Here is a 24,303-nt window from a genome sequence, read left to right as displayed (position 1 = left end):
CCACGTATCCCATAACGCCGACCCGGACAATGACGTGAGTCATCTCAAGGCACCCCGGCGGATGTGTCGATACGTGTGTGTTATTTACACAATGTGAGTGCAGTTGAATTACTTTCGGTCATTTCCTCACTGGCACTCAAGGCCGAATGCGGATCTGCCGGCGCGCTTTATACCATAAACCCGCCCCAGACACCAACTTTTGTTGCAGTTGGCCTGGCCCTTCACAAATGAAATTTGGCAGCCTCAAGCCGGGCTGATACCATAACTCAATGCCTTATCTTTCTACCTTGTCGACAATAACGACACCTGCGGACTAACTTTCATGGCAATTTCAATTAAAACACCTGATGACATTCAAAAGATGCGCGTTGCGGGCCGCCTGGCCGCAGAAGTGCTGGAAATCATCGAGCCCCACGTTAAACCCGGCGTCACCACCGGCGAGCTGGACAGGATCTGCCACGAGCATATCACCAATACACAACAGGCAATCTCGGCCTGCCTGGGCTACCATGGCTTCCCAAAATCGGTCTGTATCTCGGTGAATGAAGTGGTGTGCCACGGCATCCCAAGTGACGACAAGGTGCTGAAAGACGCGGATATCGTCAATATCGACGTGACCGTGATCAAAGACGGCTTCCACGGCGATACCTCCAAGATGTTCATCGTCGGTAAACCGACCATTCTGGGCGAGCGCCTGTGCCGCATCACCCAGGAAAGCCTGTATCTGGCCTTGAAGATGGTCAAACCGGGTATCCGCCTGCGCACTCTGGGTAAAGCCATCCAGCAGTTTGTTGAAGCAGAGAAGTTCTCCGTAGTGCGCGAATATTGCGGCCACGGTATCGGCGAAGGTTTCCACGAAGAGCCTCAGGTACTGCATTACGATGCCGATGACGGCGGCGTGGTGCTGCAGGCCGGTATGGCCTTCACCATTGAACCCATGGTCAATGCCGGTGATTACCGCATCCGTACCATGAAAGACGGCTGGACGGTGAAAACCAAAGATCGCAGCTTGTCGGCACAGTATGAGCATACTATTGTGGTGACTGATAACGGCTGCGAGATAATGACGTTGCGCAAGGATGACACCATCCCCAACATCATTACTCACGAAATGTAAGAACCACAGGGGTTCTTGTGACAAGCCGGCCTATGCCGGCTTTTTTTATGGGCGGCGAAACATGTCTGAAAATTATCGTGAGCTAGAGACCCCGGCCGTTCCCAAAAAGCCGGATGCTCCCAGCACCTATGGCGATGAAGAGATCAATTGCCTGGCTCTTAAACAGCGGCTTGAGCAGTTTCAGCAGTGGCTGGCAGTAGCCTTCAATGCCGGAGCCAGTGCCGAAAGCCTGGTGGCGGCGCGCAGCAAGTTTATCGATCGGCTATTGCGGCGGCTGTGGCTGTTTTACGGCTTTGACACTATCCCCGAAACGGCGCTGCTGGCCGTCGGCGGCTATGGCCGTGGTGAACTGCACCCGCTGTCTGATATCGACGTGCTGGTGCTCAGCCAGACTCGCCTGAACGATGAACAGGCCGCTCGCGTCGGTGAATTCATTACCCTGCTGTGGGATCTCAAGCTGGAAGTCGGCCACAGCGTACGCACGCTGGAAGAGTGCCTGCTGGAAGGCTTGGCGGACCTGACCGTTGCCACCAACCTGATCGAATCCCGCATGATCTGCGGTGACGTCGCCCTGTTCCTGCAATTGCAGAAGCATGTTTTCAGCGACGGCTTCTGGCCTTCGCCCAAATTCTTTGACGCCAAACTGGTTGAGCAACAACAACGTCACCAGCGCTATCACGGCACCAGCTACAACCTGGAACCGGATATCAAAAGCAGCCCAGGTGGCCTGCGTGATATCCATACGCTGATGTGGGTGGCCCGCCGCCATTTCGGCGCCACCTCGCTTGATGAGATGGTCGGTTTTGGCTTCCTGACCCAGGCCGAACGCAACGAATTGAACGAATGCCAAAGCTTCCTGTGGCGTATTCGTTTTGCCCTGCACCTGGCGCTACCGCGTTATGACAACCGCCTGCTGTTCGATCGCCAGCTCAGCGTGGCCCAACTGCTGCGCTATCAGGGGGAAGGCAATGAGCCGGTAGAGCACATGATGAAGGATTTCTATCGCATGACGCGCCGCGTCGGCGAGCTGAACCACATGCTGCTACAGCTGTTCGATGAAGCGATCCTGGCATTGGACGCCACGGAGAAGCCGCGCCCGCTGAACGATGATTTTCAACTGCGTGGCGATTTGATCGATCTGCGCGACGAAACGCTGTTTATCCGCCAGCCCGAAGCCATCATGCGCATGTTCTACCTGATGGTACGCAACCGCGAAATCAAAGGCATCTACTCCACCACCGTACGCCAGTTGCGCCATGCCCGCCGCCACCTGAAACAGCCGCTGTGCAACATTCCCGAGGCGAGAGAGCTGTTTATGGCCATTCTGCGGCACCCTGGCGCAGTCTCACGGGCGTTGGTGCCAATGCATCGCCACAGCGTGCTGTGGGCCTATATGCCGCAATGGGGCAGCATCGTCGGCCAGATGCAGTTCGACCTGTTCCATGCCTATACCGTCGATGAACATACCGTGCGCGTGCTGCAAAAGCTGGAAAGCTTCTCCGATGAGGAAACTCGCCCACGCCATCCGCTGTGCGTGGAGCTTTATCCTCGCTTGCCTCACCCAGAATTGCTGTTGCTGGCAGCGCTGTTCCACGATATCGCCAAAGGGCGCGGGGGCGATCACTCCATTTTAGGCGCCCAAGACGCCTTGGAGTTTGCTGCATTGCATGGCTTGAACTCACGCGAAGCACAGCTGGTTGCCTGGCTGGTACGCTGCCACCTGCTGATGTCGGTTACCGCACAACGGCGTGATATTCAGGACCCGACCGTGATCCAGCAGTTCAGCAGCGAAGTGCAAAGTGAAACCCGGCTACGCTACCTGGTTTGCCTGACGGTCGCCGATATCTGTGCCACCAACGAGACCTTGTGGAACAGTTGGAAACAGAGCCTGTTGCGCGAGCTGTATTTCGCCACCGAGAAGCAACTGCGCCGTGGTATGCAGAACAGCCCGGATCTGCGCGAGCGGGTGCGCCACCATCGTTTACAGGCGCTGGCACTGTTGCGCATGGACAATATCGATGAAGAGGCGCTGCACCATATCTGGAGCCGTTGCCGCGCCGACTATTTCCTGCGCCATTCGCCGAATCAGCTCGCTTGGCACGCCCGTCACCTGCTGGCCCATGACTCAACCAAGCCATTGGTGCTGGTCAGCCACCAGGCCACGCGCGGCGGCACCGAGATCTTTATCTGGAGCCCGGATCGCCCTTACCTGTTCGCCGCCGTTGCCGGTGAGCTGGATCGGCGCAATCTCAGCGTACATGATGCCCAGATCTTCACCAACCGCGACGGCATGGCCATGGACACCTTTATCGTGCTGGAGCCGGATGGCAGCCCGTTGGCCCAGGATCGTCATGCCGCGATCCGCCATGCGCTGGAGCAAGCCATCACCCAACGAGATTACCAACCGCCCCGCGCTCGGCGTCCGTCGTCCAAGCTACGCCATTTCAGCGTACCGACCGAGGTCAGCTTCCTGCCAACCCACACCGATCGCCGCAGTTATCTGGAACTGATCGCCCTCGATCAGCCCGGCCTGCTGGCGCGTGTGGGTGAAGTTTTCGCCGATCTGGGCCTGTCGCTGCACGGTGCACGTATCTCCACCATCGGCGAACGGGTCGAAGATTTGTTTATTTTGGCCGATGCCGATCGCCGGGCGCTGGATCCGCAAACACGCAGAAAATTAGAACAACGGTTGACAGAGGCACTCAATCCAACCGATAAAATGTGATAAAAGTAACCTTTCGTAAATAAAATCAGGACAGAGAACAGCATGCAGCAATTACAGAACGTTATTGAAAGCGCCTTCGAACGCCGCGCGGATATTACCCCGGCCAACGTAGACACCGTAACGCGTGAAGCGGTAAACCAGGTGATCGCCCTGCTGGACAGCGGCGCCCTGCGCGTTGCCGAGAAGATCGAGGGGCAATGGGTTACCCATCAGTGGCTTAAAAAAGCCGTCCTGCTGTCTTTCCGTATCAACGACAACAAGGTAATGGACGGTGCAGAAACCCGCTATTACGACAAAGTGCCGATGAAATTCGCTGACTACGATGAAGCACGCTTCCAGAAGGAAGGCTTCCGCGTGGTGCCACCGGCTACCGTACGTCAGGGGGCATTTATCGCTCGTAACACCGTGCTGATGCCTTCTTACGTCAACATCGGTGCCTACGTCGACGAAGGCACCATGGTAGACACCTGGGCCACCGTAGGCTCTTGTGCGCAGATCGGCAAAAACGTTCACCTGTCCGGCGGCGTCGGCATCGGTGGCGTGCTGGAGCCATTACAGGCCAACCCAACTATCATCGAAGACAACTGCTTCATCGGCGCGCGTTCAGAAGTGGTTGAAGGTGTGATCGTAGAAGAAGGTTCAGTGATCTCCATGGGCGTTTATCTGGGCCAAAGCACCCGTATCTATGATCGTGAAACCGGTGAAGTGCACTATGGCCGCGTACCTGCAGGCTCCGTGGTCGTGTCCGGCAACCTGCCTTCCAAAGATGGTTCCTACAGCCTGTATTGCGCAGTGATCGTCAAGAAAGTGGACGCCAAGACCCGTGGTAAAGTCGGGATTAATGAGTTATTGCGCACTATCGACTAAGCTTGAACGGCGGGTGTATCACCCGCCATTTTTTTGCCTTCAATACGCGGGCCGTCACAGTCTGTGACGGGCGTTTTCGCCATACTCTCTGGCAGTGGAATATTCCTGATGTGTTTCGATTTGCAGCTTACAAAACTGCATATTGCGCGTTCAGGGGAATATAGTTGATTAAAAGGTGGCGCTATTATGTATGACAACCTGAAAAGCTTGGGTATCAATCAACCGGAAGATATCGATCGCTATAGCCTGCGTCAGGAGGCCAATAACGACATCCTCAAGATTTACTTCCGCAAAGATAAGGGCGAGTTCTTTGCCAAGAGCGTGAAGTTCAAGTATCCGCGCCAGCGCAAAACCGTGGTGGCAGACAATGCCGGCCAGGGTTACAAAGAGATCCATGAGATCAACCCGAACCTGCGCTACGTGATCGATGAACTGGATCAACTCTGCCAGCGCGATCAGGTGGAAGTGGATCTGAAACGCAAGATCCTCGATGACCTGCAGCATCTGCAAAACGTGGTCACCAACAAAATTGCCGAGATCGAATCCGATCTGGAAAAACTGACGCGCGGTAAATAACAGCAACCCTTGGCGATAATTTGATCGCCTGTGTGCCAGCGGGTTCACATTTTGCCGGTTTTCTGTGTGATAGGGTAAATCGGTAATCGATAGGGTTGTTACTGCTTCGGCAGGCAAAACCTAATTCTTTAACGCTTGATGGCTGCGGCCTTGAGTGCTTAAGGGATTAGGTTTTTTTTTGCTTTATCTTCACCACTGGAGATAGCAGAAATAAAGTCGTGCCTGGCCGCTCGTAACCAGGCATCGAGAGGCTATTTCAACAAAGTGCCCCACTGCTCTACCCACGGGCAGGAAACCACTTCCGGTTCGGGTTGCTCGATCGCATCGATCTCCAGCACTTCACCTACGCGCGTTGCCCCCTGCTCTTGCAGCAAGGCATCAAAGGTACGCCCGGCACCGCAGAAGTTGTCATAGCTGCTATCGCCCAGAGCAATCAAGCCATAACGCAGCTCCGGCTGATAGCCCACCTGGTCGCGAATAGCCTGGAACAGCGGCGCAATACTGTCAGGCAAGTCCCCTTGCCCGGTGGTGGAAGTCACGACCAGCGCATAATGCTGGCGGTAAAACTGCCACTCTGCCAGCGTCCCTTCTTCAAACACTTTGACCTCATGGCCCTGTTGTTGCAGGATATTTTCTGCCTCTTCCGCTACTAACAAAGAGTTACCGTAGACCGTTCCGACGAAAATGCCGACCTGAGCCATCGTTGCTGCTCCCTTATGACCGTTAAAAAATGATTAGCTATCCTGACCGTTAGCCTGCGGAAACTCAAGTTCTGGCAGCACGTTATGCCAGCCAAATTGTGACATGACACCTTGCCAATCTGCTTCCCAGGGCGCGGAAATATGCAACGGCTGGCCACTCACCGGATGACTAAGTTGAAGATGGCTGGCGTGCAACATCAGGCGTGAACAACCGAAATGTTCGGCCATACCACGGTTTTGCCGCAGATCGCCGTGAGCGGTATCACCAATAATCGGATGGCGCAGGTGCACCATATGACGGCGCAGCTGATGCTTACGCCCGGTCTCTGGTTTCAGCTCAACCAGGCTATAGCGCGAGGTGTCATAGCGGCCAATCGCCACTGGCATCTCTACCGTTGCCAAGGGCTGATAATGACTTACCGCCGGTTTTGGACCTTTGTCCGGATTGGCATGTTTATCCGCCAACTTATCCAGCTCTTCAGTCAGCGCATAGTCAACGGTGCCGCCCTCTAAAACATAGCCCCGCACCACCGCGTGATAGGTTTTCTGTACCTGATGCAGTTCAAACTGTTGCGACAATAATCGAGCTACATCACTGGACAACGCCATCAGCAATACGCCGGAAGTAGGACGATCCAGACGGTGTACGGTAAATACGTGCTGGCCAATCTGATCGCGCACGGTTTGCATCACAAACTTTGTCTCGTGACGATCCAGCCAGCTACGATGCACCAGCCAACCTGAGGGTTTGTTAACGGCGATCAGATGTTCGTCCTGGTACAACACCTTCATAGAGTGATTTTTTCCATAGATTAATCATGCATTTTATCTCCTTGCCCCTGCAAGCTGCAGCCTGCTGGCCGGTTTTCAGGGCGAGGAAAGAGGTAATTGATTGATTCTATCGTCAAACATAAATAATGACGAAACGAAAATCCCGTTTGGCGCTCTCGTTTTTGCCCCACGGGTCAGTAGTGCCTACACTGTACAAAAAGTAGCAAGGAGAGATAACATTGAATTGGAATATAACGCTTTTGATAGCCCCCCTTTTACTGTCTATATGCGGCATTCTGTTTTCACCACAGTTGGCAATGGCCTGTACTCGCGCGGTCTACCACGGCGAAGATAACCTGGTGATCACCGGCCGAACTATGGACTGGAGAGAACAGCTGCACTCTGACCTGTGGATTTTTCCTCAAGGAATGGAGCGCAGTGGTAACGCAGGCAGCAACTCGATCAAATGGACGTCTAAATACGGCAGCGTTGTGACTTCCGCCTATGGTGTTGCAACCACCGATGGCATGAATGAAAAAGGTCTGGTAGCCAATATGCTGTGGTTGGTTGAATCCCAATACCCGGTATTCGATGGCCAGCAGCCAACCTTATCATTGGCAGCATGGGCACAGTATGCATTGGATAATTTCGCCACGGTGCAAGAAGCCGTTAACTCACTGGAAAAGTCCCCCTTTATCGTAGTGACCGGCGGCGTGCCTGGCCAGGAACGTTTGGCCTCCCTTCATTTGTCGTTGTCCGATGCCAGTGGAGACAGCGCTATTTTTGAATATATTAACGGCAAATTAGTGATTCACCATAGCCGCGACTATCAGGTCCTGACCAATTCCCCTACCTTCGATCAACAGTTGGCCATCACCAAGTACTGGCAAGGGATTGGGGGTAACGTCATGCTGCCTGGCACAAACCGTGCTGCCGACCGTTTTGTACGCGCACAGTTTTATATCAACGCTATCCCGAAATATCATCAGGCCAGGCTGGCAGCCTCTAGCGTACTGAGCGTTATGCGCAATGTTTCTGTGCCCTTTGGCATCACTACCCCTGAAGAACCCAATATTTCTTCCACTCGTTGGCGCACCCTGGCCGATCAAAAGAACAAGCTGTACTACTTTGAATCAGCACTGGGCAGCAGTACATTTTGGGTAGACCTTAAACGGGTCGACTTTGCTGCTGGCGCTCCGGTTAAAAAGCTGGCGCTGGGTAAAGATGAGATGGCAGATTTTACCGGTGAGGTTTCCGCTGAGTTTAAAACCAGCCCTCCTTTTGAATTCCTTGCTGCCGACGTCATCGATAACGGCTGAGCCCGACCGATGTTGACTGGTGGCTCCGCCCTGCCACCAGCCCCCCCTTTTTATTCTCAGATAAGAATACTTATTCAGTCATACCCTCACACGTATTGACTAAAATTTAATCATTAGTGCATTTGCTAAGTTCCTTCCGCCTGTTACGCTGATGTTCACTCTTCAAACTCCGGACCATTGTTGCTTATCGATAAAATGGAGTAGATCTGAACGCTCCAGATAAACACCGATATGGCATTAAAATAACCGGCAGAAAAAAGAGAACACCATAACAGGGAGAGAAAAACATGAGCGTTGAACGAGAATATTTGTTGCCAGCGATCTGGGTACGTGAACACCTGGTCCAAGTCCCGCTGAATTGGTTCGATAGCAAGGATACCCGCACCATTGAGATCTTTGCCCGTGAGTTGGTTGACCCGTTACGCCGTGATGAGCAACTCCCTTGCCTGCTGTTTTTACAAGGTGGCCCTGGAGGGAAAAGCCCACGCCCTACGGCACGCAGCAGTTGGATTGCCGAAGCCCTCAAAAGTTATCGGGTGATCCTGCTCGATCAGCGTGGCACCGGGCGCAGCAGCCGAATTGAAGGTAAAAGTCTGGCCGGGCTAACCGCCCACCAGGCAGCAGATTACCTGGCCTGCTTCCGCGCCGACTCGATAGTGAGCGATGCCGAATATCTGCGTAAAAACTGCTTTGGCGATCGCCCGTGGAGCACGCTTGGGCAAAGCTATGGCGGCTTTATCACGCTGACCTATCTTTCTCAGGCTCCGGAAGGCCTACACTGCTGCTTTATGACCGGCGGCCTGGCAAGCCTGCAGCCCGATGCCGATGAAGTCTACGCTCATACCTATCCGCAGGTGATCGCCAAAAATCGCATCTTCTATCAGCGTTACCCACATCTGGAGCCGCTGCTTGGCCAGATTGCCGACAAGCTGGAGCAGGAAGAGGTGTTGTTGCCCGATGGCGACCGGCTGACCGTACGCCGCCTGCAAAGCCTGGGGATCGATCTTGGCATGAGTGAAGGTTACGAGCGGCTACTTTGGCTATTTGACGAGGCCTTCAACCCTGACGGTGAATTCAGCGATACCTTCCTGTCGCAGGTGATGGCGTTGACCAGCTACGCGGAGAATCCGCTGTTTGCCGCGCTGCATGAAAGTATTTACGCGCAGGATAAGGCTACCAACTGGGCCGCCGAGCGGCAACGGGGCAACTTCGATGCTTTCGCCGAGGATCGGCGCCCGCTTTACCTGACCGGGGAAATGATCTATCCCTGGATGTTCACCGAGATCGCCGCTCTGCGCCCCTTCAATGAACCCGCCAAGCTGCTGGCCGATCGCCGCGTGTGGTCACCGCTGTATAACAGCGATCGCCTGCTCGACAATCGGGTACCGGTATTCGCCGCCATTTATTTCAGCGATATGTATGTCGATTTGAAGCTCTCGCTGGCGACGGCGCAACAGGTGGGTAATTTGACGCCGTGGATCACCAACGAGTATGAGCATAACGGCTTACGCGTTGGTAATGTTTTTGGTCATTTGCAGACGATGGCGCAGAAAGCGGGCATTTACGCCCCCTCTCCCCACACCTCTTTCGCAGGAATAGGGAGCTGGTAGGCCCTGCTCTTTTGGAGGTAAAGGTAATCTCAGCAAGCTAGAGCCCCCACTTCCAAGGTGACTCACTACAATTTCAAACACACTCGTTCGGTTCCCTCTCCCTCTGGGAGAGGGTTAGGGTGAGGGGGCATCTTAGTTCACCAGCTCAATGGTGATCAGGCGGCTATCGGCCCGGCCATGATCGTCCACCGCCCGGATGCGATACTGGCCATTGTTGACCGGCCGCCAATCGATGGCGGTTTTACTGGCGCTGCTGCCAAGATAAATATCATCGACAAACCAATACACCGTTTTACTGTCCGCATCCGTCACCGCATTGAAGGAGATTTTGTCACGCCCCTGCTGCGATTGCCGCAAGGTATAGGTGGTATTTTTCAGCGGCGAGGTAATGCGCGGCGGGCTGCCACCGATCGCCACCGCATTATCCTTGCAATGGTTTAGCGGCGGAGCCCGTTTGGGTAATCCAGCCTGAGCAAACACGTTAGCCAAATCGGAAGGCCAGAACTCAAACACTTCGGTGCGGGTTTGCGTTTCATCATATGGCGGGCAGGCCACCTCACCGCTGTGAATATCCAGCACCACCGGACGATAGACGGTATCGACCTTGATCGGCGACTTGCCGGGGATAAACCAGGTTTTGCCTTTCTGCTGGCACCACTGAGTTGGTAAGTTACCGCTGGCCAGGCAGATATCCACCCGCTTCAACTGTTTCGGGAAGGGATGTTTCGGCTCCTGCAAGGCCGGATAGCTGGCGTTAATGCTGTCGATAATATTGAAAAATAGCGGAGCTGCCGCATCGGCCCCCACAAACACGTTGTTGCCTCTGCTGTCGAAATTCCCTTCCCACACCACCAGTACGTAAGGCCCAAAAATCCCGACGCTCCAAGCGTCGCGGAAGCCCCAGGAAGTCCCGGTTTTCCAATAGACCGGCAGGGATGACGAACGTTGTGCCAAAGTGTCACCTGGCCGACGATGCTGGCGCAGCATATCCAGCGTAGTAAAGCTGGCTTCTTCACTGAGCAAACGGATCGGTGGTGGATAGGCGTCATTCTTTTGCATCCTCAATGGACGTAATACGCCCCGGTTAGCCAACAGCGCATACAGCTTCGCCAGTTCCTGGGCAGTGATTTCCCCCCCGCCCAACACCAGCGACAGCCCATAATGATTCTCACTGGCCAGATTGGCGATGCCGGACAGGCTTAAAAACTGATAAAACGTCGGCTGCCGTAGCTGCGAAGCCACATACACCGCAGGAATATTACGGCTGAAGTTCAACGCGTCTGTCGCCGTTATCGGCCCGAGGAAACGTCGGTCAAAGTTTTCTGGCGCATAGGCGCCAAAGGACGAGGGCACGTCCTTCAGGATGGTCATCGGATGCAGTACCCCTTGCTCCATCCCCAAGGCATAAATAAAGGGCTTGAGGGTCGAGCCAGGTGAGCGTTTGGCATTGGTCCCGTTAACCTGCCCCTGGATCTCGCGGTTGTAATAATCAGCAGAGCCCACCAACGCCCTTATCCCCATATCACGGCTGTCCACCAACAGCACCGAGGCATTATGGATCCCCCGGCTCTGGTTTCGGACGATAAACGCATTCACCTGCTTTTCGATCAACCGCTGTAGCCCGGCATCCAACGTAGTATCCACTCGGGTATCCAGCTGCACTAACTGCTGGGTCTGTTGGCGTAACTGTTCGATAAAGTGTGGAGCAATGTACGGCATCCGCTCTGGCTGGCGCAGTGCCAAAGGGAGTTGAAACAAGGCTCGCTGGCTGCTGTCGGTGCTATACACGCTCTGCCAGCGTTGAAACAGGCGGTTACGGGCCTGCGTCAGAGCTTGCCCCAACACGCCGGTTTTAGGGTCGATGCGATAGCTGGGTGACTGCGGCAACACCGAGAGCGTCAGCGCCTCCGGCAAGGTCAAATCCTGCGGTGCCTTGGCAAAATAGATCAGGCTGGCCGCACCGATGCTTTCAATATTGCGGCCATAGGGGGCGTAATTGAGATAGGCTTCCAGAATATCGTGCTTGGAGTAGCTGAGTTCCAACTGAACGGCCCGCAGTACCTGCATCAGTTTACCGCCAGGTGTACGGGTATTCAGATGCCAATGCATGCGCGCCAGCTGCATGGTGATGGTCGAACCGCCCTGCATTTTGCCACCGGCTACGTAGCTGCGCCAAAAACCACGCAGCAGGCTGACGGGGTTAAATCCGGGGTTGTAATAGAACCAGCGATCTTCATGCAGCAAAATACCCTGCACCGCCAGCGGCGAGATCTTTTCCAACGGCGTCCATAGGCGATAGCGATCGTCATTGGCCAACGTGAGGCGCATCAGCGTCCCGTGGCGATCGTAATAAACCGTGGAAAAGGGCACGCCCTGCGAAAGCGGAGGATGCGGCCACAGCCGCGCACCTACCAGGCCCAGCGCCAGCAGAAATACCGCCATCAAGATATTTTGCAGCCAGCGTTTTGCCACAGCAGATGCAGGAAGGATTTTCATGGAGTCTCGGTACCCACGAACCCCGCAGCCCAACGCTGCGGGGCATCGTGATGGCTTATTGACTTTCCGCCGGTACAACCACCAGTTTACCGCTGCTGGCCGACATGGCCTGCACTTCACGATCGTACATGGCTTCACCATAAGCCGGAGGGATCACAAAGCTACCGGTGTTGGTCGCTTTAATCTGGTAGACAAACTCCTGCACGTCGGTGCTGGCGCTACCATAGATAATCACCCGGTCTTCGCGGATATCGCTGTAATCAGGTGCCCAAGTGGAGCCCGAGGCAGCCAGTGGCGACTGCCACCCTGCGTCCGTATTCTCGCTGGCTTCACCGTCTTCGCCGGTCGATTCTGGCTCTGGTGCCGTTTGCTGCACCACTTCAAATCCACCAGGCAGCAGATCGACAATCGCCAGGTTGCTCTGCCCTTCTTTCGAATTGGCGCGGATTTTCAGATGAACGTTGATCTTCTGCCCCAGCGTCACCTGAGTGACAGGTTTACCCTGTTCATCGGTGTAATCACGGGTAATTTCCAAACCGCGAGCAATGGCTTTCTGTGGAGCAGCCAGATCGTAACCGGCCTGAGTGACCACATACCAGGCCGGAGCGTCGGCACTGTTGGTAAAGCGGATGGCTTTGGCCTCGGCCGTAAACTGGCCTTTGGCAAACAGCCCTATCATCTCTGAAATCACCTGCGGATCGACGTTACCTTGCTTGCCGAGCTGCGCAATCGTCAGCGAATCTGTGGCATTGGCCTGCGCCGCCACCTGAGCCGAGTAGCTTTCCAGCGCCAGGATACTCATCGCCGAAGAGTAAGTGGTGTAGCGCTCTTCTTTCAACGCCTTGACCATGTTCTCCAGCACCTGCGGAGGGATGGAAGAAACCTTCTCCGGGAAGTGGCGAGCGATCAGGTACAGACGCGTTGCGTCCTGCACCAGCGGATCGAAGTAATTCTGCGTCCACCAGCCTTTGTCATAGGCTTTGCTCAGTTGCTTCCAGCTAGGCTGCAGCAAAGCATTGGCCTCATCGTCCATTTTCAGCAGACGGTAAGACGATGCAAGATACAGGGCGCTCAAATCGGTTTTCCAGCTGTCTGGATACAGTTTCTGCAACGTATCCTGCACCGAGGCCAGCGAGTTGGTGGTAATTTCGCCCTGCAAGGTCAGCAGGTAGACCGCCCAGGTACGCAGACGCAGATGATACATATCATCATAACGGTTGGCTGCCAGCTCACGCAGCGCGCCGTTGGCATCTTCCAGCATCCCTACCGGCAAGGCATAGCCCGCCGCTTTGGCTTCCAGCAGGTATTGCACCACGTATGGCGTGACGAAAGGATCGGTTTCCGGCGATGAACGCCAGGCACCAATGGCCCCGCTGTCGTTCTGGCGGGAACGCAGTACGCCGAGCAGGTTTTTCAGCTGTTTGCTGACTTCGGCCTGGCTCAGGCTGCTTTTCATTTCCGGATGCTGGCTTTGCATGATCAGCGGAATAGAACGGCTGACGATCTGCTCAGAACAGTAATACGGATAATCTGCCAGATACTGCGCCAGACCGTTGGTCAGCACCAACGGCGAGTGGGATACCGCCGCGCTACGCTGCGCATAGGCATCAAACATCTGCCGCAGATTATCAATATTCTGGCTGCTGCCACTCATCCGGCCCATCACCGTCTGGGTGCGGTAAGGCATTGCCGGACGTACCGAGGTGCTAATGGTACGGCGGCTGGTTTTATCACCATAACGTGCATCAAATACCAGCGGAGCATCACCCAGTACCGCCTTGGCACGTAGGCGGAAGTTGATCACGCCTTCACGCTTCTCTGCCAATGACAGGCTTTGCTCGGCCTTACCCACCACTTCCAACTGCGGCGGTGGAGTCAACTGCACGGCGATCGCCACAGGTTTACCGTTCAACCCTTCGAGGTTATTGCTAACCCCTACGCTAACATCAAACTCATCCCCCGGAGCCACCATGTAAGGCACGTTCGGCGTCATGATGAAGTTGTCACGTACCGTCGCGGAGGTTTGAGCCTTGCCGATTTTGCTTGGCGTCACCGAAATGGCCATCACACGGATCTTGCCGTTGAAGTAATCCGGTACCGGATAGGTAAACTGCTTCTCGCCGTTGACTTCGGTAATACCAGACCAATAGGCCACCGGCTTGTCACGCTTGCGTTTGAACGGGTTCAGGTTGAGATCCAGCCCTTCCCCCGCATCACCGCCTGGTGCCGCCGAAAGCGCCATCAGCTTGCTGAATTCCGGCAGGATCAGATCGAGGATCTGCGAGCTTTCTACGCTCAGTTCACGCTTACGGAAGAAGTACTCCAGCGGATCTTTCAGGCGGTAACGCGCTACCTGCAAGATCCCCTCATCTACGGCAAACAGTGCCACCTGCTGAGGACCATCGGTTTTCACCGTCATCGTCAGGTTTTCACCCGGCTTAATTACCTCAGGTGTTACTATTTCCAGGCCGTTTTGCCGGGCTTTGGTGCTGATTTTAAACGGCATGACGCCATAGCTCAGCGGGCTCATAAAGATCTCGCTGGAGTTCACGTCGCGCACAAACTGCACGTTGATATACCCGTTGCCTTCCATCCCGGCCGGAACCCGGATTTTCTGCACCGAGCTGGTGGTATCGGTGTGGAACCACTGCCAGGCATAGACACGGTCTTTTTCAATGGTGATCAAACCGCTGCCGGTATAAGGCGCGTTGATCGCCACTTCTATTTCTTCACCCGGCTGATATTCCGCTTGGTTCAGTTTCAGCTTCAGTTCGGCATTGCGATCCAGCGAACGGCTGAGGTTGGCGTTGCCCGCCACGCTATAGGCGATACGGTTGAGCACCTTGCCCTGCGCATCTTCAATCACCAGAACAAAGTCACCTGGGGTTTCGGTCGCCAAGGTCAGATCGGTGCCCTGCTCGCTCAGCGCCAACGGCTGCTCGGACAGCTGCACCTCTTTCATTTTCGACTGGTATTTATAAACGCCAGAATCCTGCTTGGTCAGCACCGAGATGTATTTCTGCTCGATCAACACCTGCTTCAGATCGGCGAGCGGGATCTGTTTCAGGGACGGATCGACGGCAATCACGTTCAGATGACGCGCCGACCCCCGGTTGATATAGCCTAAATCACCGTCTGGCTTCACCCCCACCAGATAGTCATACGGCGACACCAGCACCCGAGCGGTGGCGGCAACGGAACGCCCACCACCCGCGACAAAGGCTTCCGACAGCAGTTGCAACTGGTAGGTCGCATCCGCATAGGACTTCAGGTCCAGCGGAATATTCGCCACGCCCTGCTCGTTGGTGGTGCGGTCTTCCAGTTCCGTTTCAAAACCGTCGCTATTCTGGCGGTTCTCAAAGAAGGCGTAATCCGGGAAGCGATCGAAGCTTGGATACATTGGCCGTAGCGTCAGCTTCGAGGTAACTCGGCGATCCTGGGCCGGTGTGCCAAACAGGTTCTGCACATCGATGTTCGCCTGCAGCTCAGAAGGTTTTACCCACCCTTGCTGCCGGTTCGGCGTCAACTCCAGCTTGACCTTCAGTTGGTCTGGCTCAAACTCTTTCACGTTGACGGCGGTATGGCCGAGCAAGGTGGATGTGTCGTTATTTTTGCCAATCAGATACAGGTAGACGTTCCACTCGCCCGTTGGCGCGTTCTCATCGGTGGTGTAACTCAATTCATTGAAACCACTGCCACCGAGAGTCAGCGGCACCGTCGTCATCAGTTTGTCGCGCGGATCGCGGATTTCGGCACGCACCGGTACGCCAGCCAGGGCTACGCCCCAATCGACCGCACGGGTAATCAGACCAATATTGAAGGTATCGCCCGGACGGTACACGCCACGATCGGAGAACAGGTAACTGCTCAGGGTACGTGGATCGATCGGAGTTTCTTCGCCTTCAATATCAAAGCGGGAGAAATCCAGCCCGCGATCGTTGTAGCGGGTGGTCGGCAAGAAGGAGACATCGCCTTCTTTTTCCACCAGGAACATCACCGGCTCGCGTTCGTTGGTATACACGTCCAGCGCAGGGAAACGCACGTGCCCATTGGCATCAGTCACCTGGCTAAGCAGCGTCACGCCGTTTTTGGCGATCACCGAGACTTTGGCGTTACCGACTGGCGCACCGCTGTGGATAGATTGGACAAACACATCGCGCGTTTTATCCTGCGAACGTTTGGCAATAATCCCCAGATCGGTCACGACGACAAAGCGCGAATCTCCCACGCTGGGTGAATCATCCCCTTCCTGCTCGCCCTGATCGCCTTCATCCTCTGTGGCCTGCGTCTTTTTCTTTTCCGGCTGCCATTCTGACAGCGTCAGTAGGAACACACCGCGATGGGAATCCGTGCTGGTGGAGAGGTAACGTGAGAGATCGATGCCCTTGTAGCTCACTTCACCCGGCCGATCGTTATTGATTACCGTTTGATACTTAAAGTGTTCGGTAAAATATTCATCGTTAAGCTGGTTGAACTGGGCCGAAGAGTATTCGCTGCTTTTGAATGAGACGATATGTTGCAGCTGGCTTGGGATCACTCGCTTGATATCCAGACGCAGGCCGGGCACGTTACGCGCCGCCACGCTGATTTGCTTGTCACCATTCACCGACAGCAGAGAACCCTGTGACATAAACTGCAAGGTTTTCGGGAAGTCCGGGACTTCGACGATGCGGTAGACCTTCTCCGGCATTTTATAGCCGCCCGAAGAAGTCATCAGGTTGGTGATTTCCAGCAGCATAAAGCGGTGAGCCGGTGCGTCAAACTTGAAGCTGAACTGCGGTTGATAGGTCTCTTCCGCTTCATTCAGGGTCAGCGTCAGTGGCGTAGACTGGGCCATCACGCTGTTTTCGATGCTCTCGGTCCCGCCCCACTGATAAAAATCGTCCGGTTCGTTACTGGCTTCAGAGTCGTTAGGGTTATGCTGCGGCAATAACCAGGCCTTGACTGCACGCCCGGCATCTTTGTCTTTGATCGCATCGCTGAAAGCGACAATCAGCGCACGCTGGCCTTTAGTGCCATCGCTATCGACCACCTGAGCACTGGCATCCTTCACCGTGAGGCTATACAGGGTTGGCACCGATACCCAGCTGTCTTTCGATTGAGCGATCTCATTGGCAGACACCACCGACTTGATGCCCTTGCCCAGCACCAGATGCACTTTACCACCGTGATCCAGCGCTTTCAGCGGTTCAGAATGCACCCAGGCGTTCAGTTTCTTGGCGTCAAAGACCACGGAGAAATTGAGTTTCTTTTCAGATTTGGCGTTGGCTTCGATCAACCCCATGGCGATCTGCTTTTCAAAGCTGGCCACGTCTACTGGCGCATTGAATTTGACGTTGAAGATAGCGCTGCGCTTTTGCGGATCTTGTGGGTCCTGATAATACTCGGCTTGCCCAAGTTGATAGTCAAAAGCCGGGGCACTAAAGCTGTAGTTGGTGTTGGCGAGTTTAATCTGCGGGGCCAGCAACACGGCAGGCTCAAGCTTAACCTCATATTTGCTGCCCATCGGCAAAGGGCTTTTCGGCGTGAAGACCAGGGTCCAGGCATTATTCCACTTCCACTGCCCTTCAAGGGCCGGGCTGATGGAGATGCCTTTTTCTACGGCCTTGCCGACATCGGTCAAGGGTGCCACGGAGTTTCTAAAGGTAAGGGTGACCTGCTGTGGCGCAGATTTCTGCACGGCATAGTTAACCGGCTCAGGATCGGATACCCGCACGCTGGTTTCCTGGTACACCATCGGTGCCGGTTCAATCGGCTGTGACCGATTCAGCCACCAGTGCCATCCGTAGAAGGCGCCACCCGCGGCGCACAACAGCACCAGCAACGACAGGCTAATGGCTTTGGGATAGGTGTCTACCCCGCCTTCCAGCCGCAGGAAGCCGCGCTTCACCCCGCCGGATACCGCTGCCCACCAGGCAGGTGCATTCCAGTTCAGGTTGCCCACCACCGGCTTGAACAGCCGCCCCAACAGGCCAAAAATCAGGGCCAACAGGCGGAACAGGCCTTTGATCAACGTAAAAGGCAAACGGAGGATAAACTTCAGCAAATCCATGATTGCAGCACCTTTTTATTCCTTGAAAGACACCCAGAGAGACAACATTTCCGACGCCGGAACCGAGGCAGCTAACAGACTGCACCCACTCCAAAAATCAGTGACAACACCAAAAAAACAAGAAAAATAGCCATGACCACGCCAAAAGCAAACATGGCAATTTGAAAAGCCAGCGTGCCAATTCCGAGCATTACCGCAACAGAAACCGCGCGCGGGTTTTCCTTACACGCCCTAGCAATAGCGCCCAGGACCACGGCCCCCACCGCCAATACGGCAGTGACGATCTTCAATATTCGATCGACATCATAATGAGGCCGCGAGACCTTTTCAGGGATTTGATGGCCAGCCAATGAGGCCAACAGTGATTCTTTGATGGCCATCGCTTTGCCCGCCACGAGGCTTTCCAACGTCTGCTGAGGGGCAAATGGCCCGGCATAGAAATGCACCATAGCCAATAACAGCGCCAGGCCGCCTAGCGCGATCCCCGACCAACCGAATATATTTTGTTTGAGCATGAGAAACCCTCCTTGGTAACTCGCGATAATGCGCACATTATCTACTAGTTCCACACGGCGGTGGAAACTCTATTTTAGCCATACCGCGTGAATTGCGCATTACCACGCATAAATCGGAAATTGCTGATAAAACGCAACGAGTTCACGACAGACAGGCTAAGCGGGCGCAGCATGCGGCGCCCCCTACGGTCGAACATACAGCGCGATTACAGCTCGATATTAAGCAGTGAATCCAGCTGCTGTAGCAGCAACAGCAACGGCAGGCAGTTCGGCTGTTTATCTTTTAGCGCTTCTTCAAAATAGGGGGTGATGGCAAAACGCGTTGGTAGTGGCGCATTGGCATCGAGCAGCGCATGCATCCTTGGCAACAGTACCCACTGCAACCACTCTTCGGCCTGCATGCTGTCGATGCAAAAAGGTTCCGTGCTGGCAAAAGCCTCGGCTTCCGGCGGCGTCAACTGCCACAGCGTCAGATCGCGCATGGACTGTTCAATCGCCTGTAAATTGTGGCGAACCTGGTTGGATATACTCATCGACATTCCCGAACAATTTAAGCATGTTAATCAGCCTACGGCTGCAAGCCGCAAAGCATAACATTTAAGCCCAAAGCACCCAATTTTATCTGGTGGCGCCACGCCTGGCACGGCACAATACGCGCACCCAACAATCACACATGATAAAAGACATGCCCGCAACATCACTCAATAAAAATCACGCTACGCCCGGTAAAGCCATGCTGGCTTCGGTTACCGGTTATGCTATGGACGGCTTCGATCTGTTGATACTCGGCTTTATGCTGCCGGTGATCACTACTGAACTGGGTCTCACCTCATCACAAGCCGGTTCGCTGGTGACCTGGACATTGATCGGCGCAGTGATTGGCGGCGTGATCTTCGGCCATCTCAGCGATCGTTTTGGCCGCATCCGCGTGCTGACCATCACTATCCTGATGTTTTCGCTGTTTACCGGCCTGTGCGCCGTTGCCGTCGGTTACTGGGACTTGCTTGCCTATCGCACCCTGGCCGGGATTGGTCTAGGCGGCGAATTCGGTATTGGCATGGCGTTGATCGCCGAAGCCTGGCCCGCTGAGAAACGTAACCGTGCCTCAGCCTATGTGGGCATGGGTTGGCAGCTCGGCGTGCTTGCCGCAGCCTTCCTCACCCCGCTGTTGTTACCTTATATCGGCTGGCGTGGCATGTTCCTGGTGGGCCTGCTGCCGGCGCTGGTTTCCTTCCTTATTCGCCGAACCATGGGCGAACCCAAAGAGTTTACGCAGCAAAAAACCAGTGAACAGCAACTCTCCTTTACTCAACGATTAAAGCTGTTATTTAAAGATCGCGCCACCAGCAAGGCCAGCCTGGGGATCTTTATCCTCTGCTCGGTGCAAAACTTTGGCTATTACGGGCTGATGATCTGGATGCCGACCTATCTGGCCAAAAACTTTGGCTTCTCGCTGACCAAATCCGGCGTCTGGACGGGAGTCACGGTGATCGGCATGACCTTCGGTATCTGGCTGTTCGGGATATTGGCCGACCGCTTTCCCCGTTGGATCATCTTTGTCATTTACCAGGTTGGAGCCGTGGTGATGGTCATAAGCTATGCGCAACTCACCGATCCCACGCTGATGCTGTTTGCGGGTGCACTGATGGGGGTGTTCGTTAACGGGATGATTGGCGGCTACGGCGCGCTGATTTCTGACACCTACCCGGTACAGGCTCGTGCCACAGCGCAGAATATCCTGTTCAACCTGGGCCGCGGCGTCGGTGGGCTGGGGCCATTGGTGATCGGTGCGCTGGTCACTCAGGTTTCCTTTACCGCCGCGATCAGCCTGCTGGCTGCAATCTACCTGTTGGATATTTTCGCCACGTTGTTCCTGCTGCCGAAAAAACAAAGCACGGGCGATACATTGGGGGCAATCGGGTAAACCTTGAGGGGGAAGCCAGGCAGGATTTGCTGTCTGGCCTTTGCTCCAGACAAAAAGTTGGGGGCACTGCGTTAACAGTGCCCCCGGTTCGTTTTATAGCTAATCCCGCTACAAGTGTGCTCCCTGCTCAATCCCTGAAAACTTTTCCTTTCGGCCATCCTGACCAAAACAATCCTTCGCAAAATCCTATAGCATCATCCTGACGCGGTTCCTCGGCCTTCCTGACCCACCAACAATCCTGTGCTGGCTCTCTATCTCCGTCCTGGAGGTGTCCTTGGTTTCAATCCTGAAACATCCTGTGTATCATCCTGATACCAATCCCTTTCACTCTTCCTGAGTGCATCCCTTTCTTCTTCCTGAAGCTGCATCATCCTGACGCTTTCCTGCTCCATCCGGCTTCCTTCCGGTAGACATAAGATCGCTTATTTCCTTTCCGTTAACAAGGGCAAGTAGGATGGATTACAGTAAATTTGACTTAGCCCACATCAGCATAAACATATAACAAATTGATATATAAGATTAATTATCGAAAAAACACCAACTAAAGTAAAAAATTAAAAGCGATCTCTCACAGCTTTTGTAAGAGATCTCGCACACGCACTAAAGGCAAATTAGCCGATTAATCAACTCTGGGGCGTAAAGCATTGAGAAAATCCCCCAAACAGGCAGCTAATAGCGTGCGTTTTTTGCTGCCAAATTGCTCAAGCAACACGTTGCCACTGACATTACACAGCGACACCACCGTCATTTCCGATTCTGTGGTCGCCAGGAACAACGTAGGCGAGAGCTTAAGGCGTTTTTGCGTCACCAGATGCCCAATCAGATTCTCCTGCAGGCGAATAAAGTCGTCTTCACTCCAGACCTGCAATAGCGTCAACGGATGCTCGCCAAACTTCGCACTCATATCCCCGGCATAGTGTTGGGTGTAGAAGGTGTGGATATCCGGCTGTAGTCGCAGTTCCAGCGCCTGCTCCACCTTTTCCAGGCTGGCCGCTGGCGTAAACGGCTGCGGCAGCCACAGCACCGTATCATCGCGATTTTCGACAATACAGGGGGAAGCCACACCGTACAGTTCCTGGCTAGCCGGGGCATGGCCGTACTGCTGTTGCCAAGCGTCGACATAGCGCTGGGTAAATTCACGCAGGGCGTGCGATACATCATGGTCCATATTTTTTCTCGCATACGGTAAACTGGTGCCTATTGTACCTATCTCACACCAAGGTGACAGCTCATGTCCTCCTATCAAGATCATCAGGCTCTGGCGGCACTGACGCTGGGCAAACCAACCGCATACCGTGACTGCTACGATGCCTCACTGTTACAAGCGGTTCCTCGCAGTATGAACCGGGAACCGCTGGGGCTTTATCCCGATAGCCTGCCGTTCCACGGGGCCGATATCTGGACGCTGTATGAACTTTCCTGGCTCAATGCCAAGGGGCTGCCACAGGTTGCGGTGGGAGAAATCAGCCTGAATGCCAACAGCATCAACCTGATTGAGTCCAAAAGCTTCAAGCTCTATCTCAACAGCTTTAACCAGACCCACTTCCCGGACTGGGAAGCGGTACGTTCTACGCTTCAACGCGATCTCGCCGCCTGCGCGCAAGGGGATGTCAGCGTGAGCCTGTTCAGCGTAGATCGGCTTGAAGGCAGCCTTATCGCCCGGTTGGAGGGCGAATGCCTTGACCACCAAGACATCAGCATTGATAACTACGAGTTCGATACAGGCTACCTAGAAGGCTCCGCCGGTAGCCAAGTCGTAGAGGAAACGCTGGTCAGCCATCTGCTGAAGTCCAACTGTCTGATCACCAACCAGCCCGATTGGGGCTCGGTACAAATCCGCTATCGTGGCCCGCAGATCAACCGTGAAGCCCTGCTGCGCTATCTGGTTTCGTTCCGCCATCACAACGAATTCCATGAACAGTGCGTTGAGCGGATCTTTAACGATCTGCTGCGTTTCTGCCAGCCGCAACAATTGAGCGTTTATGCCCGCTATACCCGGCGCGGGGGTCTGGATATCAACCCTTGGCGTAGCAACGTGGCGTTCGAACCGGCGCATGGCCGTCTGGCTCGCCAATAATGCTCAACAACTGAGCTAACAGGCGGTTTGTATTGGTAAAAATCCGGAGACGGCGGTAAGGTTAAATCAAGAGTGCCCGCTTTTTGCTCAGGCATTCCAGTAGGCAATACAAAATTCTTACCGCAGTGCGCAGAGGCAGGTAAGGATTATTATCGCCCTATTTATGGGCGCAAAGGAGTTACCTTGATTACACATATCAGCCCACTTGGCGCTATGGACTTGTTGTCACAGCTGGAAGTTGACATGCTGAAGCGTACCGCCAGCAGCGACCTGTACCGTTTGTTCCGCAACTGCTCCCTGGCGGTATTAAACTCCGGCAGCCAGACCGACAACAGCAAACAGTTGCTATCGCGTTATGAAAACTTTGATATCAACGTGCTGCGCCGTGAACGCGGCGTAAAACTCGAGCTGGTGAACCCGCCAGAAGAGGCTTTCGTTGACGGTCGCATTATTCGTTCACTACAAGCCAACCTGTTTGCGGTGCTACGCGATATTCTGTTTGTCCACGGCCAAATTGACAGCGCCGAACGTTTCCAACACCTGAATTCGGAAGACTCTGTTCATATCACCAATCTGGTGTTCTCCATCCTGCGTAATGCACGTACGCTACACCTCGACGAAGATCCGAACCTGGTGGTGTGCTGGGGTGGTCACTCGATCAATGAAAACGAATATCTGTATGCCCGTAAGGTCGGTAGCCAGCTGGGTCTGCGCGAGCTGAATATCTGTACCGGCTGTGGGCCAGGGGCAATGGAAGCGCCAATGAAAGGGGCCGCCGTCGGTCATGCGCAGCAGCGTTACCACAACAGCCGCTTTATCGGTATGACCGAGCCCTCCATCATTGCCGCCGAGCCGCCGAATCCGCTGGTTAACGAACTGGTGATCATGCCAGATATCGAAAAACGTCTGGAAGCCTTTGTGCGTATCGCGCACGGCATCATCATTTTCCCTGGCGGGGTCGGCACTGCGGAAGAACTGCTGTATCTGTTGGGCATTCTGATGAACCCGGAAAACAGCGAACAGGTATTGCCGCTGATCCTCACCGGGCCGAAAGAAAGCGCCGATTATTTCCGCGTGCTGGACGAATTCATCATGAAAACGCTGGGCGAGAAAGCCCGTCGTCACTACACCATCATCATCGACAATCCGGCCGAAGTGGCCCGTCAGATGAAAAAGGCCATGCCACTGGTGAAAGAAAACCGCCGTAATACCGGGGATGCCTACAGCTTTAACTGGTCGATCCGTATTGCACCGGACCTGCAGCTCCCCTTCGAGCCAAGCCATGAAAACATGGCCAATCTCAACCTGTACCCTAATCAACCGGCGGAACAGTTGGCTGCGGCTCTGCGCCGTGCGTTCTCAGGGATCGTGGCGGGTAACGTGAAGGAGAACGGCATTCATGCCATCGAACAGTTCGGCCCTTACAAGCTGCATGGCGATCCGTTGATGATGAAGCAGATGGACAGCCTGTTGCAAGGTTTTGTCGCCCAGCACCGTATGAAACTGCCGGGAACCGCCTACGTACCTTGCTACGAGATTGTAGCCTGATCATC

16 protein-coding genes are annotated in these 24,303 nt (G+C 54.5%); 9 read left to right on the top strand and 7 right to left on the bottom strand.

Annotated elements, in window-relative coordinates; translation table 11 throughout:
* Positions 1-322: 322 nt before the first annotated feature.
* The 4 genes from map to ACKWMY_RS21005 all read left to right on the top strand — a co-directional run bounded on the left by map (position 323) and on the right by ACKWMY_RS21005 (position 5,285).
* A complete protein-coding gene (gene map, locus ACKWMY_RS21020; RefSeq protein ID WP_409486992.1) occupies positions 323-1,117 on the top strand; it encodes a type I methionyl aminopeptidase in 795 nt (264 codons plus the stop codon).
* 61 nt (positions 1,118-1,178) lie between these two features.
* Positions 1,179-3,842 carry a bifunctional uridylyltransferase/uridylyl-removing protein GlnD gene (gene glnD / locus ACKWMY_RS21015; protein WP_409486991.1) on the top strand — a complete coding sequence of 888 codons (2,664 nt, stop codon included), beginning with the start codon at positions 1,179-1,181 and terminating at the stop codon, positions 3,840-3,842.
* A 42-nt stretch (positions 3,843-3,884) separates the two neighbouring features.
* Entirely contained in the window at positions 3,885-4,709 is an 825-nt protein-coding gene (gene dapD / locus ACKWMY_RS21010; RefSeq protein ID WP_021179905.1) for a 2,3,4,5-tetrahydropyridine-2,6-dicarboxylate N-succinyltransferase, read from the top strand.
* 186 nt (positions 4,710-4,895) lie between these two features.
* On the top strand, positions 4,896-5,285 hold the full coding sequence (locus tag ACKWMY_RS21005) for a DUF3461 family protein (protein WP_021179904.1): 390 nt from the start codon (positions 4,896-4,898) through the stop codon (positions 5,283-5,285).
* 251 nt (positions 5,286-5,536) lie between these two features.
* On the opposite strand, the gene ACKWMY_RS21000 is transcribed toward ACKWMY_RS21005, so the two are convergent.
* Positions 5,537-5,986, bottom strand: coding sequence for a flavodoxin (locus ACKWMY_RS21000; protein WP_024529501.1), 450 nt, complete (start codon positions 5,984-5,986; stop codon positions 5,537-5,539).
* Positions 5,987-6,019: 33 nt separating this feature from the next.
* The gene (truC, locus tag ACKWMY_RS20995) at positions 6,020-6,778 is read right to left on the bottom strand and encodes a tRNA pseudouridine(65) synthase TruC (protein ID WP_211134368.1); all 759 of its coding nucleotides are present in this window, start codon (positions 6,776-6,778) and stop codon (positions 6,020-6,022) included.
* A gap of 296 nt (positions 6,779-7,074) precedes the next feature.
* On the opposite strand from truC, the gene ACKWMY_RS20990 reads away from it, so the two are divergent.
* Complete coding sequence (locus tag ACKWMY_RS20990) at positions 7,075-8,076, top strand: linear amide C-N hydrolase (RefSeq protein ID WP_409486997.1); 1,002 nt, start codon at positions 7,075-7,077, stop codon at positions 8,074-8,076.
* Positions 8,077-8,363: 287 nt separating this feature from the next.
* Positions 8,364-9,686, top strand: a complete 1,323-nt coding sequence (locus ACKWMY_RS20985) for an alpha/beta fold hydrolase (RefSeq protein ID WP_024529498.1) — start codon at positions 8,364-8,366, stop codon at positions 9,684-9,686.
* Positions 9,687-9,818: 132 nt separating this feature from the next.
* Here the strand turns inward: ACKWMY_RS20985 and pbpC are convergent, their stop codons facing one another.
* From pbpC to ACKWMY_RS20965, 4 genes are all read right to left on the bottom strand, one after another.
* Positions 9,819-12,182 (bottom strand): penicillin-binding protein 1C, encoded by a 2,364-nt coding sequence (gene pbpC, locus ACKWMY_RS20980; RefSeq protein WP_409486990.1) that lies wholly within the window; start codon positions 12,180-12,182, stop codon positions 9,819-9,821.
* Positions 12,183-12,237: 55 nt separating this feature from the next.
* Positions 12,238-18,234 (bottom strand): alpha-2-macroglobulin family protein, encoded by a 5,997-nt coding sequence (locus ACKWMY_RS20975; protein WP_409486989.1) that lies wholly within the window; start codon positions 18,232-18,234, stop codon positions 12,238-12,240.
* A 71-nt stretch (positions 18,235-18,305) separates the two neighbouring features.
* Positions 18,306-18,749, bottom strand: a complete 444-nt coding sequence (locus tag ACKWMY_RS20970) for a hypothetical protein (protein WP_409486988.1) — start codon at positions 18,747-18,749, stop codon at positions 18,306-18,308.
* 206 nt (positions 18,750-18,955) lie between these two features.
* A complete protein-coding gene (locus tag ACKWMY_RS20965) occupies positions 18,956-19,282 on the bottom strand; it encodes a YqcC family protein (RefSeq protein ID WP_024529494.1) in 327 nt (108 codons plus the stop codon).
* 152 nt (positions 19,283-19,434) lie between these two features.
* Here ACKWMY_RS20965 and ACKWMY_RS20960 point away from each other — a divergent pair, with 152 nt between their 5' ends.
* A complete protein-coding gene (locus ACKWMY_RS20960; RefSeq protein WP_024529493.1) occupies positions 19,435-20,673 on the top strand; it encodes an MFS transporter in 1,239 nt (412 codons plus the stop codon).
* A 619-nt stretch (positions 20,674-21,292) separates the two neighbouring features.
* Here the strand turns inward: ACKWMY_RS20960 and syd are convergent.
* On the bottom strand, positions 21,293-21,841 hold the full coding sequence (syd, locus tag ACKWMY_RS20955; RefSeq protein WP_409486987.1) for a SecY-interacting protein: 549 nt from the start codon (positions 21,839-21,841) through the stop codon (positions 21,293-21,295).
* A 63-nt stretch (positions 21,842-21,904) separates the two neighbouring features.
* On the opposite strand from syd, the gene queF reads away from it, so the two are divergent.
* Both queF and ppnN read left to right on the top strand, forming a co-directional pair.
* A complete protein-coding gene (queF, locus tag ACKWMY_RS20950) occupies positions 21,905-22,750 on the top strand; it encodes an NADPH-dependent 7-cyano-7-deazaguanine reductase QueF (RefSeq protein WP_409486986.1) in 846 nt (281 codons plus the stop codon).
* Positions 22,751-22,933: 183 nt separating this feature from the next.
* Positions 22,934-24,298, top strand: coding sequence for a nucleotide 5'-monophosphate nucleosidase PpnN (gene ppnN / locus ACKWMY_RS20945; RefSeq protein ID WP_024529490.1), 1,365 nt, complete (start codon positions 22,934-22,936; stop codon positions 24,296-24,298).
* Positions 24,299-24,303 lie beyond the last annotated feature (5 nt).

The sequence above is a fragment of the Serratia sp. J2 genome (genome assembly GCF_046269175.1).
GTDB classification, from domain to species: domain Bacteria; phylum Pseudomonadota; class Gammaproteobacteria; order Enterobacterales; family Enterobacteriaceae; genus Chania; species Chania fonticola_C.
The sequence above is the reverse complement of the archived record's forward strand: the minus strand, read 5'-3'. Positions and strand labels throughout refer to the sequence as shown.

Excerpts from the sequence above, each read along its gene's own strand:
- map (WP_409486992.1), top strand. The coding sequence starts at position 323 with ATGGCAATTTCAATTAAAACACCTGATGACATTCAAAAGATGCGCGTT.
- glnD (WP_409486991.1), top strand. The coding sequence starts at position 1,179 with ATGTCTGAAAATTATCGTGAGCTAGAGACCCCGGCCGTTCCCAAAAAG.
- dapD (WP_021179905.1), top strand. The coding sequence starts at position 3,885 with ATGCAGCAATTACAGAACGTTATTGAAAGCGCCTTCGAACGCCGCGCG.
- ACKWMY_RS21005 (WP_021179904.1), top strand. The coding sequence starts at position 4,896 with ATGTATGACAACCTGAAAAGCTTGGGTATCAATCAACCGGAAGATATC.
- ACKWMY_RS21000 (WP_024529501.1), bottom strand. The coding sequence starts at position 5,986 with ATGGCTCAGGTCGGCATTTTCGTCGGAACGGTCTACGGTAACTCTTTG.
- truC (WP_211134368.1), bottom strand. The coding sequence starts at position 6,778 with ATGAAGGTGTTGTACCAGGACGAACATCTGATCGCCGTTAACAAACCC.
- ACKWMY_RS20990 (WP_409486997.1), top strand. The coding sequence starts at position 7,075 with ATGGCCTGTACTCGCGCGGTCTACCACGGCGAAGATAACCTGGTGATC.
- ACKWMY_RS20985 (WP_024529498.1), top strand. The coding sequence starts at position 8,364 with ATGAGCGTTGAACGAGAATATTTGTTGCCAGCGATCTGGGTACGTGAA.
- pbpC (WP_409486990.1), bottom strand. The coding sequence starts at position 12,182 with ATGAAAATCCTTCCTGCATCTGCTGTGGCAAAACGCTGGCTGCAAAAT.
- ACKWMY_RS20975 (WP_409486989.1), bottom strand. The coding sequence starts at position 18,234 with ATGGATTTGCTGAAGTTTATCCTCCGTTTGCCTTTTACGTTGATCAAA.
- ACKWMY_RS20970 (WP_409486988.1), bottom strand. The coding sequence starts at position 18,749 with ATGCTCAAACAAAATATATTCGGTTGGTCGGGGATCGCGCTAGGCGGC.
- ACKWMY_RS20965 (WP_024529494.1), bottom strand. The coding sequence starts at position 19,282 with ATGAGTATATCCAACCAGGTTCGCCACAATTTACAGGCGATTGAACAG.
- ACKWMY_RS20960 (WP_024529493.1), top strand. The coding sequence starts at position 19,435 with ATGCCCGCAACATCACTCAATAAAAATCACGCTACGCCCGGTAAAGCC.
- syd (WP_409486987.1), bottom strand. The coding sequence starts at position 21,841 with ATGGACCATGATGTATCGCACGCCCTGCGTGAATTTACCCAGCGCTAT.
- queF (WP_409486986.1), top strand. The coding sequence starts at position 21,905 with ATGTCCTCCTATCAAGATCATCAGGCTCTGGCGGCACTGACGCTGGGC.